This is a genomic window from Bradyrhizobium canariense (assembly GCF_900105125.1).
GTDB lineage: Bacteria > Pseudomonadota > Alphaproteobacteria > Rhizobiales > Xanthobacteraceae > Bradyrhizobium > Bradyrhizobium canariense_A.
Genome location: NZ_LT629750.1, coordinates 1,897,477 through 1,915,696, shown reverse-complemented (window position 1 = coordinate 1,915,696; position 18,220 = coordinate 1,897,477). Strand labels below are relative to the sequence as shown.

The following is an 18,220-nucleotide window of genomic DNA, read 5'->3' as shown; positions in this document are numbered from 1 at the left end:
GTGATGCGGCGTTTGCTTTGGCCATCGGTGGCGCTCGCGCTGGTGATCGCCTATCCCCTGTTGTTTTCGACGCCATTCCAGCAACGGCTCGGCGCACTCGTGCTGCTGTATGCGATCGCCGCGTCGGCCTGGAACATCGTCGGCGGCTATGCCGGGCAGGTCTCGGTGGGGCACGTCGTGTTCTTCGGTTGCGGCGCCTATGCGGCGATGGGCGCCTACGCGCATTTCGCGTTGTCGCCGCTGGTCGGCATTCCCGTCGGCATCGTCGTCAGCGTCGCGATTGCCGCGGTGATCGGCGTGCCGACGCTGCGCCTGTCCGGCCATTATTTCAGCATGGCCACGATTGCGGTGGCCGAACTCGTAAGATTGATTGTCACCAACACCGACTATCTCGGCGCGGGCGTCGGGCTCAGCGGACCGACGGTGCCGCGCAACGTGTTCGATCTCTCGTTCATTTCGGCGCTGCCATATTACTATCTGTTCCTGACGGTTCTGGTTGTGACGCTCGGCATCACCTGGTGGATGACCGAAAGCCGGATGGGCTTCTATCTGCGGGCGATCCGGGATTCCGAGCGGGCCGCGCGCTCGCTCGGAGCGCCTGCCAGCCGCATCAAGCTGTACGCCTTCATGTTGAGCGCCGGCCTGACCAGCGTCGCCGGTGCGCTGTATGCGACCATTTTCGGCTTCGTCGATCCGGAATCCGGACTCGGCATTCTGATCTCGGTGAAGATGCTGATCATGGCAGCACTTGGCGGCGCCGGTCTGTTGTTCGGGCCGCTGGTGGGCGCAGCGATCCTGGTGCCGCTGGAAGAAATCTCCAACAATCTGCTCGGCGGCCAGGGGGCGGGCCTGACCTTCGTCGTGTACGGCGCCATCATCGTGTTGATCGCGCGGTTTCAGCCGGGCGGTATCCTGACGTTGATCAAGCGGCTCTGGGCCAAACGCGGCAAGACGCCGGATACCTCGACTGAGGCGGGAGCAGCCCATGCTCCTTGAAGCGCGCAGCGTCACCAAGGCCTTTGGCAGCTTCAAGGCGGTCGACGCGGCTTCGGTCACGCTCGAGCAGGGCGACGTGCTCGGGCTGATCGGACCGAATGGAGCCGGCAAATCCACATTTTTCAACTGCCTGACCGGCGACCTGCAGACGACGTCCGGCAAGGTGCTGTTCCAGGGCCAGGACATCACCGACGCGACACCGGAAGCCCGGGCAGATCTCGGCCTCGTCCGTTCATTCCAGGTGCCTCAGACCTTCGAAGGCATGACGGTGCTGGAGAACGTGATGATCGGCGCGTTTCTTCGTACCTCCCATCGCTCGGAAGCAGAGACCAAAGCCCGCGCGGTGCTGCAGCGCGTCGGCTTGAGCAAGCTGGCGGATGCACCGGCGCGGTCGCTCGGGACGCCCGGCCGCAAGCGGCTTGAAATCGCCCGCGCGCTCGCGACCGAGCCAAAAGTTCTCCTGCTCGATGAAGCCATGGCCGGCCTTACGCAGCGCGAGGTGCAACTGGCCATCGATCTGGTGCGCGATATCCATCGCTCCGGCGTGACGCTGGTGATTGTCGAGCACATCATGGAAGTCATCATGTCGCTGGCGACGCGCGTCGTGGTGTTTCATCAGGGCAAGGAGATCGCGCGCGGCAGCCCGCGCGAGGTCACGACCAATCCGGCGGTTATTGAAGCCTATCTCGGCAAACGCGCGGCCAAGGCAGCTGCGGGGCATACGCCGATCGAGCTGATGGGCGGACCCGCGACATGAGCGCGCCCTTGCTCAAGATCGAGCATCTGGAGGTTCATTACGGCGACCTGATCGGCGTGTCCGACGTTTCGCTGGAAGTGCCCGAAGGCAGCGTCGTGGCGCTGCTCGGTTCCAACGGCGGCGGCAAAACCACCACGCTCAACGCCATTGCCGGACTGATTCCGGTGCATTCCGGGTCGATCGCGTTTCAGGGACAGGAGATCGGCGGACAGCCCGCGTTTGCGATCGTGCGCAAGGGCCTCGCATTGTCGCCGGAAGGCTGGCGGCTGTTCGTGCAGCAAAGCGTCGAGAACAATCTTCTGCTTGGCGCGACGCCGCTGCGCGACAAGTCGCGCACGGCAAGCCTGCTCGAGCGCGTTTACGAAATCTTTCCGAGGCTCGCCGAGCGGCGCAGCCAGCGCGCTGGCACGATGTCCGGCGGCGAGCGGCAGATGCTGGCGGTGGGACGGGCGCTGATGAGCGATCCCAAACTATTGATGCTGGACGAGCCGTCGCTCGGCCTTGCGCCGGCGGTGGTGGAGTCGATGTATGAGACGTTCGGCCGGCTGCACAAGGAAGGGCTGACGATCCTGCTCGCCGAGCAGTCGATCGAACTGGCGCTCGAAGTCTCGGACTTCGCAACCGTATTGCAGGTCGGTAAAAGCGTGTTGTCGGGCACCGCGACCGCACTCGCCGAGGATCCGCAGGTGCAGCGGGCCTATCTCGGCGCCGGCTGATGCGCGAAGACCGGCGATCGGCTCATTTCCTGCGGTTGCCGGAATTGCGGACGGAAGCCACTGATGGCGTTGCTTTCATCTCGGCCTCAAGCAGCAGCAACAGGCAGCCGCTCAGTCGGGACTCCATCTCGCGCTCGCGCAGGGACAGCGGTCCGGGATCGTTGAGGATGGCGTTGACCAGCGTTCCCAATACCACCTGATAACCAAAGGCGATGCTGCGTGTCTTCGCGGCCTTGCGACCTTTGCCCATGGCGCGGAGCAGGAGAGGCGTGGCGTGGGCCACGGACGCACGCGCCAATCCCTTGAAGGGGGACCACTTGTCCGGTCGCGTATCGTCATGCTGAAGCGCGGCGCGCAAGACGCCTTCATGCCTTCGAGCCCAGCCGATCATCCCCCTGACGAGCAGGTCGCATAGCTCGGCAAGATCTGCGTTCGCCAGCCGTTCGCTTTGTGCCGGCCGCGACAGCGTGCTCTGGCCGTCACGCGCGGCAAGTTCCATGAGCACGTTGAAGTAAGCCTCCTTGCTCTCGAAACGGCTGTAGAACGCGCCGACGGTTGCGCCGACCTCAGCGCACAGGGCCTCGATCGACAATTCCGTGAGGCTGCGCCTTTGCAGCATGTCCGCGCCGGCCCGTAACAGCGCCAGCGTGGTCTCGCGGCTCCGCTTCTGCCGCGACGGCGTGACGCCAGGAAGGTCAAAATCTCCTGATCGGGCCTGCATCGGATGTTGCATCTCCAGGTGAAGTAATCATAATGATAATTCGGATTATGATATTAGGCAAATTGATTGCCCCCCGCGGCTTGGCCCGCGTGGAGGCGAGCCGGGGCAGCCCCGGACGCTAATGAGGGAGCGGACCCATGAGCGCAGGCAGCGATACGTCATTTCGCGGTACGATCGGCAAAACAGTCGCCGGCTCGAAGCCCTGGTGGCCGCCCACGGCCAAGCCGCCAGCCGGCGCACCCAATATTCTCGTGGTTCTGTTCGACGATGTCGGCTTCTCCGATTTCGGTTGTTACGGCTCACCGATCAAGACACCGACCATCGACAGGCTTGCCGCCAGGGGCCTGCGCTACAGCGGCTTTCACACCACCGCGATGTGCTCGACCACGCGCGCTGCGCTGTTGACCGGGCGCAACCACCATTCCGTCGGCGTCGGCTGCCTCGCCAATTTCGACAGCGGCTATCCCGGCTATCGCGGCAAGATCGCTCGCGAAGCCGGCACGCTGGCGGAAATGTTGCGGGTCCACGCCTATCGCAACTACATGGTCGGCAAATGGCATGTCACGCCGCTGACCGAAAGCGGCGCCACCGGGCCGTTCGACGGCTGGCCGCTCGGCCGCGGGTTCGATCGCTTCTACGGCTTTCTGGACGCCGAGACCGATCAGTACGCGCCGGAGCTCGTTTCCGACAACACCCACATCGATCCGCCCGGGAGCTATGCCGACGGCTACCATCTGACTGCGGATCTGGTCGATCAATCGATCCGCTTCATCGCTGACCACATCGCCGACCGTCCTGATCTGCCCTGGCTGACCTGGCTTGCTTTCGGAGCCTGCCATGCTCCGCATCAGGCACCCGCCGATATCATTAGGGGATACGACGAGGTTTTCGCGCATGGTTGGGATATCGAGCGTGAACAACGTCTGGCGCGGCAGAAGGCGATGGGGATCGTGCCGCAAGAGACCAAGATGCCGGGGCGCAATGATGGCGTGAAAGCCTGGGACGAGCACAGCGCGGATGAGAAGCGCGTGTTCACGCGGCTGCAATCGGCCTTTGCCGGCATGCTCGATCATGCCGACCGGCATTTGGCACGGCTGATCGCCTTCCTCGAAAAGTCGGGTATTCGCGACAACACGCTGATTCTGGTGCTGTCCGATAACGGCGCGAGCCAGGAAGGCGGTCCGCTGGGCTTCGTCAACGCGATGGGGCCTTACAATTTCAGGCCGGAGCTGATGCCGGAAAAATTGCGCAGACTTGACGACATCGGCGGCCCGGATTCGCATACCAATTTTCCGCACGGCTGGGCGATGGCTTCCAACACGCCGCTGCGTCGCTACAAGCAGAACACCCATGGCGGCGGCATTCGCGATCCCTTCGTGATGTCCTGGCCGAAGCACGTCGCAGCCAAGGGCGAAATGCGCCATCAGTTCGTTCATGCCAGCGATCTGGTGCCGACCTTGCTCGACCTGGTCGGCATCAACGCGCCCAGGGAGATCGCGGGCTGCGCCCAAATGCCGATCGAAGGCGAAAGTTTCGCGCGCTCGATCGTGAACGCTGCGGCGCCCTCGAAGTCGTCGCCGCAATATTTCGAGATGTTCGGGCATCGCGGCCTTTGGCACAACGGCTGGAAGGCGGTCTCCTATCATCCGCCGGGTACGCCGTTCGAAAACGACAAATGGGAGCTCTTCCACCTCGAGAAGGATTTCTCGGAAGTGGATGACCTCGCGGCGAAAGAGCCGGAACGGCTCGCCGAATTGATCAGGCTATGGTGGAGCGAGGCCGAGAAGCACAACGTGCTGCCGCTTGATGACCGGTTCGGGCCGCGCTTTGCCGAGAATGCCGCACGATTTCAGGGCGCGCGCAACAGCTTCGTGTTCCACGCCGGCATGGGGCATGTGCCGACCGATGTCGCGCCCGATGTGCGCAGCCGCAGCTACACCATCGAAGCCCGTGTCGAGATTGATGAGGCCGGCGCGGAAGGCGTTCTGATCTCGCATGGCGACGCGACCTCGGGCTACAGCCTCTACGTCAAGGACGGTCTGCTGGTGCACGACCTCAATATCGGCGGCGGCCATGAGATCGTCAGCTCGGACCGCAAGATTCCGGCCGGCGCGCACCGGCTCGGCGTTCGCGTCGAGCGCATGGTGCGCCAGGAGCCGCCAGCCAAGGGCTCGCGCACGGGCGTCAGTGCCTACACGCTTCTGATCGATGGCGAGCCCGCGGGCTCGCTCAAGACCCAGTTGGGCTTCCACAATTTGATTTCGTGGTCCGGTCTCGACATCGGGCGCGACCGCGGCAGCCCGGTGTCGCATTATGACGCGCCGTTCGAATTCACCGGACGACTGCTTCGGGTAACGGTCGCCATGCACAGTGACCAGAATCTCGACGGCGATCATGTCGGGAATGCCGAGATGGCTCGGCAATAAGAAAACCGCCGGCGCGCGGCCGGCGTCGAGCTATTCGGCGGCTTCCTTGATCGAGCCGTGCTCGTCAGTGTGCCGATCCTCGTCGGCATTCTCGGTTCGCCCCCAGCCCGCAAACGCGTTCGAGAGCTTGTCCAGATAGAGATAAACCACCGGCGTCGTGAACAGCGTGAGCGCCTGGCTTACGATCAGGCCGCCGACCATCGCGTAACCAAGCGGCTGGCGAATTTCCGAACCGGTGCCGGTGCCCAGCATCAGCGGCACGCCGCCAAGCATCGCCGCCATTGTCGTCATCATGATCGGACGAAACCGCAGCAGCGCCGCCTTGCGGATGGATTCCTCCGGTGACAGATGCTCGTCGCGCTCGGCGGAGATCGCGAAGTCGACCATCATGATGCCGTTCTTCTTGACGATGCCGATCAGCAGAATGATGCCGATCAAGGCGATCAGGCTGAAGTCGTAGCCAAACACCATCAGGATCGCCAGCGCCCCGACGCCGGCCGAGGGCAGCGTGGACAGAATGGTGATCGGGTGAATGTAGCTTTCATAGAGAATGCCAAGGATCAGGTACACGACGACCAGGGCCGCCATGATCAGCAGCGGCACGGTGCCGAGCGATTGCTGGAATGCCTGCGCCGTGCCCTGGAAGCTTGAATTGAGCGTGGCGGGTGCGCCGAGATCCTGCATCGCTTTCTGCACGGAATCGGTCGCCTGACCGAGGGCTACGCCCTGACCGAGGTTGAAGCTGATGGTAATGGCCGGAAACTGGCCCTGGTGGCTGATCGAGAGCGGGCGGACCGGCACGCTGGTCCAGTTTGCGAATGTCGCCAGCGGAACCTGATCGCCTGTGGTCGGCGACTTGAGATAGAGCTTGTTGAGAATATCGAGGCTTTGCTGCAGCTCGGGCAGGATTTCCAGGATCACGTGGTAGCTGTTGAGCTGGGTGAAGTATTGCGTGACTTCACGCTGGCCGAACGCATCGTACAGCGTATCGTCGATCAACTGCGGCGTGATGCCGTAGCGCGAGGCGGTGTCGCGATTGATGTTCAACTGAAGGGTGGTGCCCTCGCTCTGCTGGTCGGTTGCGACGTCGCGCAACTCAGGCAGCGTCTTCATCTTGGCCAGAATCTTCGGCGCCCATTCGTTGAGCTCGTCCAGATTGGCATCCTGCAGGGTAAACTCGAACTGCGTTCGTGTCGGCCGGCCGCCAAGCCGCACGTCTTGGGCCGCCTGCATGAAGAGCCGCGCGCCCTGGACCTTTTCGAGCTTGGGGCGCAGCCGCGAGATGATCTGCATGGCATTTGCCGTGCGTTCTTCGCGCGGCTTCAGCGTAATGAACATATTGCCGTTATTGCCGGCCCGGCCGCTGCCGCCAATATTCATCGCGACCGTCGCCACATCGGGGTCGGCCATTACAATCTTGCCGAGCGCCTCCTGCCTGCTCACCATGGCGGCGAAGGAAATGTCCTGTCCGGCTTCGGATGTGGCGCTGATCAGGCCGACGTCCTGTTGGGGAAAGAAGCCCTTTGGGATGATGATGAACAGGTAGACCGACAATCCCAGCGTTGCGAAGAAGATTACAAGGGTGGTCAGGCGCCAGCGCAGCGCGATGTCGAGGACGTACTCGTAGCCACGGAGCATCGCGTCGAAGCCGCGCTCGCTCCACGCGTAGAACCGGCCATGTTTGGTTTCATGGTGCGCGCGCAGGAATCTGGACGCCATCATCGGCGTCAGCGTCAACGACACCACCATCGAAACGAAAATCGTCATCGTCAGGGTCACCGCGAACTCGCGGAACAGCCGTCCGATGATGCCGCCCATCAGCAGCAGCGGAATCAGCACCGCGACCAGCGAAACGCTGATCGACACGATGGTGAAGCCGATTTCGCTGGAACCCTTGAACGCTGCGGCGAGCGGCTTTTCGCCTTCCTCGATGTAGCGCGTGATGTTTTCCAGCATCACGATCGCGTCGTCGACCACGAACCCGACAGCGATGGTCAAGGCCATCAGCGATAGGTTGTCGAGCGTGTAGCCGAATACCCACATCAGCGCGCAGGCGCCCAGCAAAGCGAGCGGGACAGTCACGGTCGGAATGACCGTCGCCCAGAAGCTGCGCAGGAATACGAAGATGACCATGACAACGAGGGCGATGGTCAGCAGCAATGTGAACTGAACGTCCGAAACCGCGGCGCGAATGGTCTGGGTGCGGTCGCTGATGACTTCGATCTTGATCGCCGGCGGTATCGCGGCCACCAGCCGCGGCAGCAGCGACTTGATCTTGTCCACGGTGTCGATGACGTTGGCGCCGGGCTGCTTGTAGACCACCAGGAACACGCCGCGCTTGCCGTTGGCCCAGGCCGCCTGTTTGGCGTCTTCCGGTCCGGTCACGGCCTTGCCGATATCGCGAATCCGCAACGGGCCGCCGTTGCGGTAGGCGATGATGACGTCGTTCCAGTTCTTGGAGTCCAGCAGCTGATCGTTGGCGTAGATCGTGTAGGCCCGCGTCGCGCCGTCGATATTGCCCTTAGGGCTGTCGACCGTTGTGTTTGTAATGACGGTGCGGACGTCTTCGAGTGACAGACCCTTGTCAACCAGTTTCGCCGGATCGATCTGGACACGGATCGACGGCTTTTGCTGGCCGCCGATGGTGACCTGCGCGACACCTGAGATCTGACTGATCTGCTGCGCGAGCTGGGCATCGACCGCGTCGCTGACCGTGGTCAGAGGCAGCGAATCCGATGTCGCCGACAGCAACAGGATCGGGGAGTCCGCCGGGTTAACCTTGCGGTAGGTCGGGGGCGAGGGAAGACTTTTCGGCAGTTGGCCGCTGGCGGCGTTGATGGCGCCCTGCACGTCGTTGGCGGCGCCGTCGATGCTGCGGTTAAGGTCGAACTGGATCGTGACGGCCGCGGTTCCCAGGTAGCTCGTCGAGGTCATCTGGGCGATGCCGGGAATCTGAGCGAACTGCCGCTCCAGCGGCTGCGCGACCGAGGAAGCCATGGTTTCCGGGCTGCCGCCCGGCAATGTCGCGGTGATCTGGATGGTCGGGAAGTCGACCTGGGGCAGGGGCGCGACCGGCAGCAGCGGATAGGCGACAAGGCCGACGAACAAAATGCCCGCCATCATCAACGAAGTGCCGATGGGATAGCGAATAAAGGGTGCCGAAATCCCGTCGCTCATTCAGGCTGGACCTTCGATTGAGTTGGATCCGAACTCGCTACCGCCGAGGTAACGACCGTCCCGGGCGATACCTTGTACTGGCCCGATGTGATCACGCGCTGTCCCGGGGACAGCCCTTCCTCGACGACGGAACGCCCGTCGATCGACTGGCTGACCTTGACCTTGTTCAACACCGCCTTGTTGTCCTGATCGACCGAATAGGCATACAGGCCGTTCGTGCTGTGCTGGATCGCGTCGTCCGGAACCACGGTGGCATCCTTCAGCGTCTTCACCAGCAGCCGGGTCGAGACCGATTGGCCCGGCCACAAGACATGGTTCTTGTTATCGAACACCGCCTTGAGGCGGATGGTGCCGCTGGTCGTGTCGACCTGGTTGTTGATCACCGCCAGCTTTCCGTCCGCCAATGGCTTTTTGCCATCGGTCGTGATCGCGATGACCTTGAGCGGCTGGATCGCTTGCGCTTCGATTATATACGGTAACTGCTCTTCGGGCGCGGTGAAAATAACCGCAATCGGTTCGACCTGGGCAACCGTCACGATGCCGGTCTGGGTCGAGGCGTTGACGATGTTGCCGATGTCGACCTGACGCAGCCCGGCAACGCCCGGGATCGGCGACTTAATGGCGGTATAGTCGAGCTGGGTCTGCGCGTTGGCGATGGCCGCTTCGTCCGCGGCGATCTGTGCCGTCAGCTGCTGAACCGTCGAGCGCTGGGTGTCGGTCTGCTGCTTGGTCGCGAACTCGCCCAATTGGGTGTAGCGCTGCAGATCCAGATTGGCGTTGGCCAGATTAGCCTGGTCCTGAGCTTTTTTGGCCTTGGCCTGATCGAGCGTCGCCTGATATGGCCGCGGATCGATCTCGACGAGCAGATCGCCCTGGTTGACCAGTTGGCCTTCCTTGAACGCAATCTTGTCGATCTGTCCGTCAACGCGGGTTCGCACCACCACGGTGTTGAAACCCTGAACGGTTCCGAGTCCGGTCAGGTAAACCGGAAAGTCAGTTTTCTCGACCGTGCCAATCGCGACGCCAACGGCGTTGCGCGCCGATTTCTGCGCATCGGCCGCGGCTGCCGCGCGCTGGCCGTTGCTGTAGCGTTGCCAGCCGTAATAGCCCGCAGCCGAGACGGCGGCGATCAGTAAAACCCAAGTGATAGTCCGCGATTTGCTCATGATGGCTCGTAGTTACCTGGGACGGCTCGTGGGTTCAAAAAAGAAAGTACCGGGTCTTTAAAAGGGTTCCTAGGGAAACCAGATATAATACGCGTGCGTATAATGTGTAAACGCACTATGATTTGAGAATCCTAAACATTTGGACAGGTTTGGGAGACCCCGGAAATTGATGTCTCTTGACTTAAAACGTCAGCTGGTCGCGCAACTTGTCGAAAGCTCGCGGCTGTTGCGCAACTTTATCGATCACCGGGCCAAGGGCCGGGGGACGACGCGTGCGCAGTGGATTGTCCTGTTCCGGCTGCGGGAACAGGAAGGCCTGTCGCAGGTCGATCTGGCGGATGTGCTCGAATTGCAACCGATCTCGCTGGTGCGGCTGCTCGACCGCCTGGTCGAACATGGCCTGCTCGAGCGGCGGCATGATCCCAGAGACCGGCGCGCGAACCGATTATTCCTCACCTCGGCTGGCCGCCAATTGGTGGACGATCTCGACAGCCTGCGCGATTCCATTGCAACCGATGTGTTGCGGGACGTCCCTTCGGCCTCGATCCAGACCAGCCTCGAAACGCTCCGGGACATCAAGGAGCGCATCAAGGGTCTCGCCGAGCCAGGCCACATCGCCGCCAAGTGACCGCTCCACGAGCCAAGTAAACACGCCGCGAAGCCATCGCACTCATTAATCCGATTGCCTGGAATGTGCGAACCCGCGCGCTGGTTTTCGAGACGTCATCTGTAGGTTTTCTAAACTGCGCGTCCTGCGGTCCGGTTGTAACCGGAGCGTCCGTCATTCATATGGCGGCGCCCACTCCCGCTGAGCCATCAATCAATCGGAAATGCACGATGGATGAATTGAACGGACGCATGATTGCCTGTCAGCTTCTGATCACCGGCTTGATCGCACGCGTCGCCAACGATTCGCCGGATCCGTTGCGATTTCTCACCGACTTCCGCGACGAGATCAAAGCGGTGGTGAAAGGCATCAACATCGCCGGAATGGAAAACACCGAACGCGTGCGGCAGACCGCACAACAGACCGTCGATGAATTATTCTCGCTGATGAAACCGCCGAGCGTCGATTGAGGGATGCTCTCGCGGCACACGAAGAAAAGGCTCAATTTACAGGCATTTCCTCGCTTCAGTTTAGAACGCTTCAAATCTTATTTTAGAATGTTTTCAAACTGTAGTTTAGAATCGTTTTGATCTGGACATATTCAAACACTTCGTTGCCGTATTCGCATTGACCCGATTTTTTGCGCTCGCTAACCAACACACAGTTGCTCATCGCTATGGGGTGCATGGGCGAACTGAATTTTGATTAGTGGGGCATCTGCAATGAATACGGCAAAGATGCCGAGGTCGCTGCGTTTCAACGCGGCGATGAACTCGGTCGGCGAAACGTTCGATAACTACTCCGGACGAAAGGTCTCGGCGGTGGCAGGCCTTGTGGCGGTCGCTTCGATTACAGGCGCCAAGGCGCAGCAGGCGCCGCTTCCACCCGTGACCATTGATGCGCCTGTCGCACGTCCGCGTCCTGCCGCGACCAAGCCGACGCCAGATCAGATCCGCGCCCGCAATGCCCTGCGCCGCGCGGCCCGCCGGACGCAGCCGGCACAGGTTGCGCCGGTACCGTTTCCAAACGCCGGCACTTTGAGCGCAGACCGCAACCCTTACGCGGATGCGGCCGCTCCCTACAAAGTCGATCATCTGCAGGCCTCCGGCAAATTTCCCGAACCATTGCTGAACACGCCGAAGACCGTCACTGTGCTGAGCAAGGAAGTGCTGGCGGACGAGAACGCCACGTCGTTGAAGCAGGCGGTCCTGAACACCGCCGGCGTGACGCTCGGGACCGGCGAGGGCGGCAACGCCTTTGGCGACCGGTTTTTCGTCCGCGGTTTCGATACCCGCAATGACGTCTTCATCGACGGGATTCGCGATTCCGGCGTCAGCGTCCGCGAGAATTTCTTCACCGAGCAGATCGAGATCCTGCGCGGCCCCGGCTCGTCATTCGCCGGCCGCGGCACCACGGGTGGCGCGATCAATATCGTCACCAAGCAGGCGACCACCGAAAAAAGCTTCTACAACATGGACACGACGTTCGGGACGGACGCCACCAAGCGCGTCACACTCGACGTCAATCAGGTGATCAACCCGACGCTGGCGATCCGCGCCGGCGGCGTGTTCCAGGACGCGGGCGTTGAAGGCCGGAACTACACCACCGACGACCGCGGCGGCGGCTTTGTGGCGCTGAAGTGGACGCCGGTTGATGCGGTGAAGGTGAGCGCGGACTACGTTCACACCGACATCCACGGCTTGCCGGACTTCGGCGTGCCGTACTACCGGCCGGGACCCACCAACGCCGCCGGTCAATTTACGACCACGGCCGGCGGCCCGTTCCCGAGTTACGGCGTCAATCGCGACAATTTCTATGGTTTCGCCAACCGCGATTTCTACGAGGTTCACCAGGACATCGGCACTCTCAACACCGAGGTCCAGATCAACCCTGATTTGGTTGTCAGCGACAAGATAAGAGCTTCGCATTCGCTGCTGAACTATATCGGGACGATTCCTGAATCGCCCGTCAACGCGGCAGGAACATTGACCGCCAATCCGCAGAGCCGCTACCAGCCGACCGACGTGATCGATAACCAGACAGAGGCGACCTACAAGTTCGATACCTATGGCTGGCGTCACACCGCGATTGCCGGCGTCGAGGTGTCCCGCGAGACTTCCAGCATCGACTCTTATACCGGCCTGACTTCAGAAGCCGTCGGCAACACCTTCAGCGGCAGTGGATCGCCGACCAGCGTCAGTATCTACAATCCACAATATACGTTTGCGCCGTTTCCCACCACGCCAACGCTTACAGGATTGCCCACGAAGATCGCCATCGACACCACGAGTGGGTATTTGATCGATACCGCGAATTATCGTGATCTTTTGATCCTAAATGGCGGCATCCGCTACGACGATTACAATTTGAAGGTAAGTGGCTTCGGCTCGTCGGGCGGTGTTCCAAATCCCAACTCCTGGGGTGCGCCAGCCGCGGAATTTGGGATGCCAAACTTCAATTTGGGCCTCACCTTGAAGCCGCTGCCCATCACCAGCGTCTATGTCGCCTATGCCACGTCATCGGACCCAGTGGGTTCCGAATTTGACGGCACCAGCGCGAGTTACGGAGGAGTGGCGCCCGTCGTCAATGGCGGCTCGAACCAGATATTTGGGCCGATGAAGAACTCGGCGATCGAGGTTGGCAACAAATGGGAGTTATTTGATCGCCATCTGCTGGTGAGCGGCGCATTGTTCCAGACCGATGTTACCAATGCGCGTGAGTCGGTGAATACGACGGTGGCCGGTCAAACCGTTCCGATCATCTCAGCGGGCGCGGCCTATCAGATCCGCGGTGTGGATCTCGAAGTCAGCGGCAAGATTACCGACAAATGGAGCGTGTTTGGCGGCCTGGTCTTGATGAAATCGGAGGTGACGAAGTCGCTGGTTCCTCCGGCCAACACCGCATTGTTCACCACAAACGTCGGCCTGCCGCTTGCCAACATCGCAAATCAATCTTTCAGCCTGCTCAGCAAATATCAGATCGACGACAGGTGGGAGGTTGGCGGACAGGCCGTCTATCGTTCCAAGATGTATGGCGGCACCTTGCTGGCCGCAAACCAGGGCACGTCGCTGCCGAGCTTCTGGCGCTTCGATACCTTCGCGGAGGCGAAGATCGACAAGAATTGGACCGTGAAGCTGTTCGTCAACAACATCTTCAACAAGCTCTACTACCTCGGACTGTATCAGAGCGCGGCGCCGTTCGTTCTGGAAGCGCCTGGCCGCACGGCGTCCGTGATGATCTCGGCGAGATTCTGACAACCGATCATGCTGATCTGTGTTCCCAATGTGCTAAGCAAGAGCGATGTGGCGGACTTCCGCCGCATCATGGACGAGAGTGCGTGGGAGGACGGCCGCTCCACCGCCGGCGCGCAATCGGCGATGGTGAAGCGTAACGAACAATTGCCGCCGGACAGCGAGGCTGCGCGCAAGCTCGGCAAGCGCGTGGTCTCGGCCCTAACCGCCAATCCGCGGTTCATCTCGGCCGCGGTGCCGCTGCAGATCTTTCCGCCGCTGTTCAATCGCTACGCGGCCGCGGATGGTCATCATTTTGGAATCCATGTCGACAACGCGGTGCGTGGCGATCATCTGACGGGCTTGCGGATCCGGACCGATCTTTCGGTCACGTTATTTTTATCGGAGCCGGACGAGTACGATGGCGGCGAACTCGTGGTCGAGGACGTCTACGGATCCCATGAAATCAAGCTGCCGGCCGGCGATCTCGTACTTTATCCTGCGTCTAGTTTGCATATGGTCACGCCGGTCACGCGAGGCACACGGGTTGCGTCTTTTTTCTGGTTGCAGAGCATGGTACGGGAGGCCCATGCTCGTAGCCTGATTTTCGATCTCGACACGGCGATCCAGGCTCTGGTGCAGCGTCTTGGGCGAGATGACCCTGAAACGGTCAAATTGACCGGTATCTATCACAATCTGATCCGCTACTGGGCCGAAGTATGAACACGTCACCGTTTCGATTGACATGCGCCGTAATCCTTGCGCTGGCGATGCTCTCGCCCGTATCGCCGTTGCTGGCGCAGCAGAAGGCCGCCCCGGCAGCGCAACAGGCTCCGGTGTCGTCTCAGCCGCCTGTTGTTGCAGCGCAGCCGGTTGCACCTGCGCAACCCGCCGTTCCGGCGCAGGCCGCGCCGGCTCCCGCGCCATCGGCGGCTGTTCAGCCGGCTCCAGCTCCAGCACCGGCGACATCAGATGCGGCGTCGCTTTCCGCCGATGCCGGCAGCAAGTCGGCGAAGTCAACGGCTGCCGTGCTCCACGAGCTGTCGCCCTGGTCGATGTTCCTGTCGGCGGATATCATCGTCAAGGCGGTTATGGTCGGCCTGGCCTTCGCTTCGCTGGTGACCTGGACCGTCTTCATCGCAAAAATGATCGAGCTGTCGTTCGTCCAGCGCAAGCTGGGCAAGGCGCTGCTCAAGATCAAGGATTCAAGATCGCTGGCGGAAGCGCAATTCGCGCTGGGCGCAAAGGACAGCGTGTTGTCGGCGTTGCTGTCAGCCGCGATGAGCGAGGCGCGATTGTCGGCCGGAATTTCCAGCGACGAGGGCATCAAGGAGCGCGCAGCATCGAGCTTTGCCGAAATCGTTCGCGCCGAGGGGCGCCGGATCCGGATCGGCATGGGGCTGCTTGCCACCATCGGTGCGACATCGCCGTTCGTTGGCCTGTTCGGCACGGTGTGGGGCATCATGAACAGCTTTATCGGGATTTCGAAGTCGCAGACGACGAATCTCGCCGTGGTCGCGCCGGGCATTGCCGAAGCTCTGCTCGCCACCGCGATCGGTCTGGTCGCGGCGATTCCGGCGGTCATCATCTACAACCACTTCGCGCGCGTGACGAGAGGCTATCTCGAACTGGTCAGCCGGTCGTCGGGCGCTGCCGCGCGGTTGCTGTCGCGCGATCTCGATCGCACCCATATCAGCTCTCTCGGTAGCCCGCATGCGCGCGCTGCGGCGGAGTAGGCGATGGCCATCTCGATCGGAAACAATGACCTCGATGATGACGGCGACTTCGCCGAAACGCATGACATCAACGTCACGCCTTTCATCGACGTTATCCTGGTCCTTCTGATCATCTTCATGGTGGCGGCACCGCTATCGACCGTCGATCTTCCGATCGATTTGCCGACCTCGACCGCGACTCCGCAGAAGAAGCCGGACAAGCCGACCTATGTCAGCATCAAGCCCGATCTGACGCTGGCGATCGGGGAAACGCCGGTCAAGCGGGTCGATCTGGTCAGCGCGCTCGATGCGGCAGCCGAGAGCAATCCGGAACGGCTGGTGTTCCTCCGCGCCGACCGCCAGGTGCCCTATGGCGAGTTGATGGATGTGCTCGAACTTCTGCGCAAGGGAAACTACCGGATGAAGCTGGTGGCGCTTGAAGGCGTTCCGGACGATGCCGCGCAACCGGCCGCGTCCCAAAGCGCCAATCCTTAAGTCATGTCCGAGCTCGCCCTCGAACAAAAGCCGTCCCGGCGACTCTGGATTTTCGCAGCCGTAGGCGCGTTGGCGCTTCATCTCGGCGGCGCGGCACTGGCAATCTCCCATATGTCATCCGACGATGCCGGCGATTCCCTTGGTGCGAACGCGATTGAAGTCGGGGTCGAACTGGAATCGCCGCACACCGAAGATAGCGATTTGCCGCCGGGTCCGGATGCCGATGCCTCGGTCGCTTCGCCTGCGCTCGCCGAGCAGAAGGCCGAGATCAAGCCGACCGACTTGCCGAAAGACACGCCGGATGAGACCGAAGACCCCGACCGCGTCGTGACGCAGAATGAAGCCAAGAAGCCGACCGAAGATGATCCGAAAGTCGAGACCGTGCAGACCGCGGCTTCGCAGGAGTCGGTAGCGCAGGAGGCGACGGCCCGCCAGACGCTCGATGAATCGCGCGAATCTCAAGAAGTGAAGGCGCCCAACATTGGCATTGGCAAGGACAAGCAGAAGCTCACGGCGGATTGGGGCCGACAGATCAGCGCCTACTTCGAGCTTCACAAGCGCTATCCCAAGGTCCAGAAAAGCCGGAACGCGACGGTCAAAGTGAGCTTGGTGCTCAATCGTCTCGGTCATGTGGTCTCTGTCGGCGTTCTGGAATCGTCGGGCGATCCGCTTTACGACGAGGCCGCCCTTTCCATGATCCGCCGGTCCGACCCGGTGCCACGTCCGCCGGCGAAACTGACCGACGACCAGTTCAACTATAGCCTGGACGTGAAGTTCACGATGGCCAAATAGCTCGAAAAAATGCCGGCGGCCGCCGATAGCGCGCGCCGGCATTTTCGTCAGATGCGGCCTTCGATCAGCTCTTCTTGACCAGCGGGCACACGCTCTTCTCAAGCGGAAGCCAGGCTTCATCTGCCGGAATGGTGGCGATGAGCTTGTAGTAATCCCACGGATACTTCGATTCCGAAGGCTTCTTCACCTCGAACAGATAGGCCGGGTGAACCTTGCGTCCGTCGGCGCGGATGTATCCCTTGCCGAACAGCGGATCGTCGGTCGGCATTTCCTTCATCTTGGCGACGACCTTGACGCCATCATGCGGATTGCCGCCGAGTGCTTCCAGTGCCTTGAAGTAGTGGATCAGCGAGGAGTAGACGCCCGCCTGAACCATGGTCGGCGGATTTTTCTTGAACCGCTCGTTGAAGCGCTTGGTGAAGGCGCGGGTCTGGTCGTTCATGTCCCAATAGAAGGTCTCGGTGAAGTTGAGGCCTTGCGCGACATTGAGTCCGAGCGCGTTGACGTCGGTGATGAACATCAGCATGCCCGCGAGCTTCTGCCCGCCGGCGACGATGCCGAACTCGGCTGCCTGCTTGATCGCGTTCGTGGTGTCGCCGCCGGCATTGGCAAGGCCGACGATCTTCGCCTTCGAGTTCTGCGCCTGAAGCAGGAAGGATGAGAAGTCCGCATTGTTCAGCGGGTGCTTGACGCTGCCCAGTATCTTGCCGCCATTGGCGATGACGACCGCGCTGGTGTCGCGCTCCAGCGCCTGCCCGAATGCGTAATCGGCGGTCAAAAAGAACCAGGTATCGCCGCCCGATTTGACCAGCGCCTTGCCGGTGCCGTTGGCGAGCATGTAGGTGTCGTAGACCCAGTGCACCGTGTTCGGCGAGCATTGCGAACCCGTGAGATCGGACGACGCCGAACCGGAATTCAGGTTAACGACGTTCCTTTCTTTCGCAACGTTGGCCACGGCAAGACCGACGCCGGAGCTGGCGAGATCGACAAACACATCGACTTTCTCGACGTCGATCCATTGCTTGGCGATGTTGGCGCCCAGATCAGGCTTGTTCTGATGATCGCCTGAAATCAGATCGATCTTCCAGCCCTTGGCCAGCAATCCGGAATCCTCGATCGCCATTTGCGCGGCGACGGTCGAGCCGGGGCCGCCAATATCCTGATAGAGACCCGACTGGTCGCCGAGCGCACCGACCTTGACGACTTTGTCGAGCTTGTCTTGCGCGAGCGCACTGCCGGCAAACATCACACCGGTAATCAGTACCAACGCTGCAATTGATCGTTTCATTTCCCCTCCAAAATGTTGTTTTGAGCTGACGTCAGAATTATTTTTTTTCAGCATTATGCCCTGCCTTCCGCTGCGCGCATAGCCGGTGCGAAAAAATGGTCCGCGCCCATCAGGACATTTCCTTGCGGAGAATT

At 61.3% G+C, this 18,220-nt stretch carries 15 protein-coding genes; 11 read left to right on the top strand and 4 right to left on the bottom strand.

Features of this window, described 5'->3' with window-relative positions:
- Window positions 1-3 precede the first annotated feature (3 nt).
- From BLV09_RS09390 to BLV09_RS09380, 3 genes are read left to right on the top strand one after another with little or no spacing between them, the layout of a single operon-like run.
- A complete protein-coding gene (locus BLV09_RS09390; RefSeq protein ID WP_100381277.1) occupies window positions 4-996 on the top strand; it encodes a branched-chain amino acid ABC transporter permease in 993 nt (330 codons plus the stop codon).
- Window positions 986-1,753, top strand: coding sequence for an ABC transporter ATP-binding protein (locus tag BLV09_RS09385; protein WP_146687086.1), 768 nt, complete (start codon window positions 986-988; stop codon window positions 1,751-1,753). Before BLV09_RS09390 ends, BLV09_RS09385 begins: the two co-directional genes overlap by 11 nt.
- Entirely contained in the window at window positions 1,750-2,469 is a 720-nt protein-coding gene (locus BLV09_RS09380; protein ID WP_100381279.1) for an ABC transporter ATP-binding protein, read from the top strand. The genes BLV09_RS09385 and BLV09_RS09380 overlap by 4 nt, the downstream gene beginning before the upstream one ends.
- 22 nt (window positions 2,470-2,491) lie before the next feature.
- On the opposite strand, the gene BLV09_RS09375 is transcribed toward BLV09_RS09380, so the two are convergent.
- Window positions 2,492-3,190 (bottom strand): TetR/AcrR family transcriptional regulator, encoded by a 699-nt coding sequence (locus BLV09_RS09375; protein ID WP_244549013.1) that lies wholly within the window; start codon window positions 3,188-3,190, stop codon window positions 2,492-2,494.
- A 137-nt stretch (window positions 3,191-3,327) separates the two neighbouring features.
- Between BLV09_RS09375 and BLV09_RS09370 the strand changes: the two genes are divergently transcribed.
- Window positions 3,328-5,616: an arylsulfatase gene (locus tag BLV09_RS09370; RefSeq protein WP_100381281.1), complete on the top strand. Its 2,289-nt coding sequence runs from the start codon at window positions 3,328-3,330 to the stop codon at window positions 5,614-5,616.
- A gap of 30 nt (window positions 5,617-5,646) precedes the next feature.
- Here the strand turns inward: BLV09_RS09370 and BLV09_RS09365 are convergent, their stop codons facing one another.
- Window positions 5,647-8,793, bottom strand: a complete 3,147-nt coding sequence (locus BLV09_RS09365; RefSeq protein ID WP_146687085.1) for an efflux RND transporter permease subunit — start codon at window positions 8,791-8,793, stop codon at window positions 5,647-5,649.
- On the bottom strand, window positions 8,790-9,959 hold the full coding sequence (locus BLV09_RS09360) for an efflux RND transporter periplasmic adaptor subunit (RefSeq protein WP_100381283.1): 1,170 nt from the start codon (window positions 9,957-9,959) through the stop codon (window positions 8,790-8,792). Before BLV09_RS09360 ends, BLV09_RS09365 begins: the two co-directional genes overlap by 4 nt.
- Before the next feature lie 169 nt (window positions 9,960-10,128).
- On the opposite strand from BLV09_RS09360, the gene BLV09_RS09355 reads away from it, so the two are divergent.
- The 7 genes from BLV09_RS09355 (at window position 10,129) to BLV09_RS09325 (ending at window position 16,798) form a co-directional block, all read left to right on the top strand.
- Window positions 10,129-10,587: a MarR family winged helix-turn-helix transcriptional regulator gene (locus tag BLV09_RS09355; protein ID WP_100381284.1), complete on the top strand. Its 459-nt coding sequence runs from the start codon at window positions 10,129-10,131 to the stop codon at window positions 10,585-10,587.
- 209 nt (window positions 10,588-10,796) lie between these two features.
- Window positions 10,797-11,036 carry a hypothetical protein gene (locus BLV09_RS09350; RefSeq protein WP_100381285.1) on the top strand — a complete coding sequence of 80 codons (240 nt, stop codon included), beginning with the start codon at window positions 10,797-10,799 and terminating at the stop codon, window positions 11,034-11,036.
- A gap of 252 nt (window positions 11,037-11,288) precedes the next feature.
- Window positions 11,289-13,820 (top strand): TonB-dependent receptor, encoded by a 2,532-nt coding sequence (locus BLV09_RS09345; protein ID WP_146687084.1) that lies wholly within the window; start codon window positions 11,289-11,291, stop codon window positions 13,818-13,820.
- A 9-nt stretch (window positions 13,821-13,829) separates the two neighbouring features.
- Window positions 13,830-14,519 (top strand): Fe2+-dependent dioxygenase, encoded by a 690-nt coding sequence (locus tag BLV09_RS09340; protein WP_146687083.1) that lies wholly within the window; start codon window positions 13,830-13,832, stop codon window positions 14,517-14,519.
- Complete coding sequence (exbB, locus tag BLV09_RS09335; protein WP_146687082.1) at window positions 14,516-15,532, top strand: tonB-system energizer ExbB; 1,017 nt, start codon at window positions 14,516-14,518, stop codon at window positions 15,530-15,532. The genes BLV09_RS09340 and exbB overlap by 4 nt, the downstream gene beginning before the upstream one ends.
- Window positions 15,533-15,535: 3 nt before the next feature.
- Window positions 15,536-16,006, top strand: coding sequence for a TonB system transport protein ExbD (exbD, locus tag BLV09_RS09330; RefSeq protein ID WP_100381289.1), 471 nt, complete (start codon window positions 15,536-15,538; stop codon window positions 16,004-16,006).
- 3 nt (window positions 16,007-16,009) lie between these two features.
- Window positions 16,010-16,798 (top strand): TonB family protein, encoded by a 789-nt coding sequence (locus tag BLV09_RS09325; RefSeq protein ID WP_100381290.1) that lies wholly within the window; start codon window positions 16,010-16,012, stop codon window positions 16,796-16,798.
- Window positions 16,799-16,862: 64 nt separating this feature from the next.
- Here the strand turns inward: BLV09_RS09325 and BLV09_RS09320 are convergent, their stop codons facing one another.
- Entirely contained in the window at window positions 16,863-18,086 is a 1,224-nt protein-coding gene (locus BLV09_RS09320) for an ABC transporter substrate-binding protein (protein ID WP_146687081.1), read from the bottom strand.
- Window positions 18,087-18,220 lie beyond the last annotated feature (134 nt).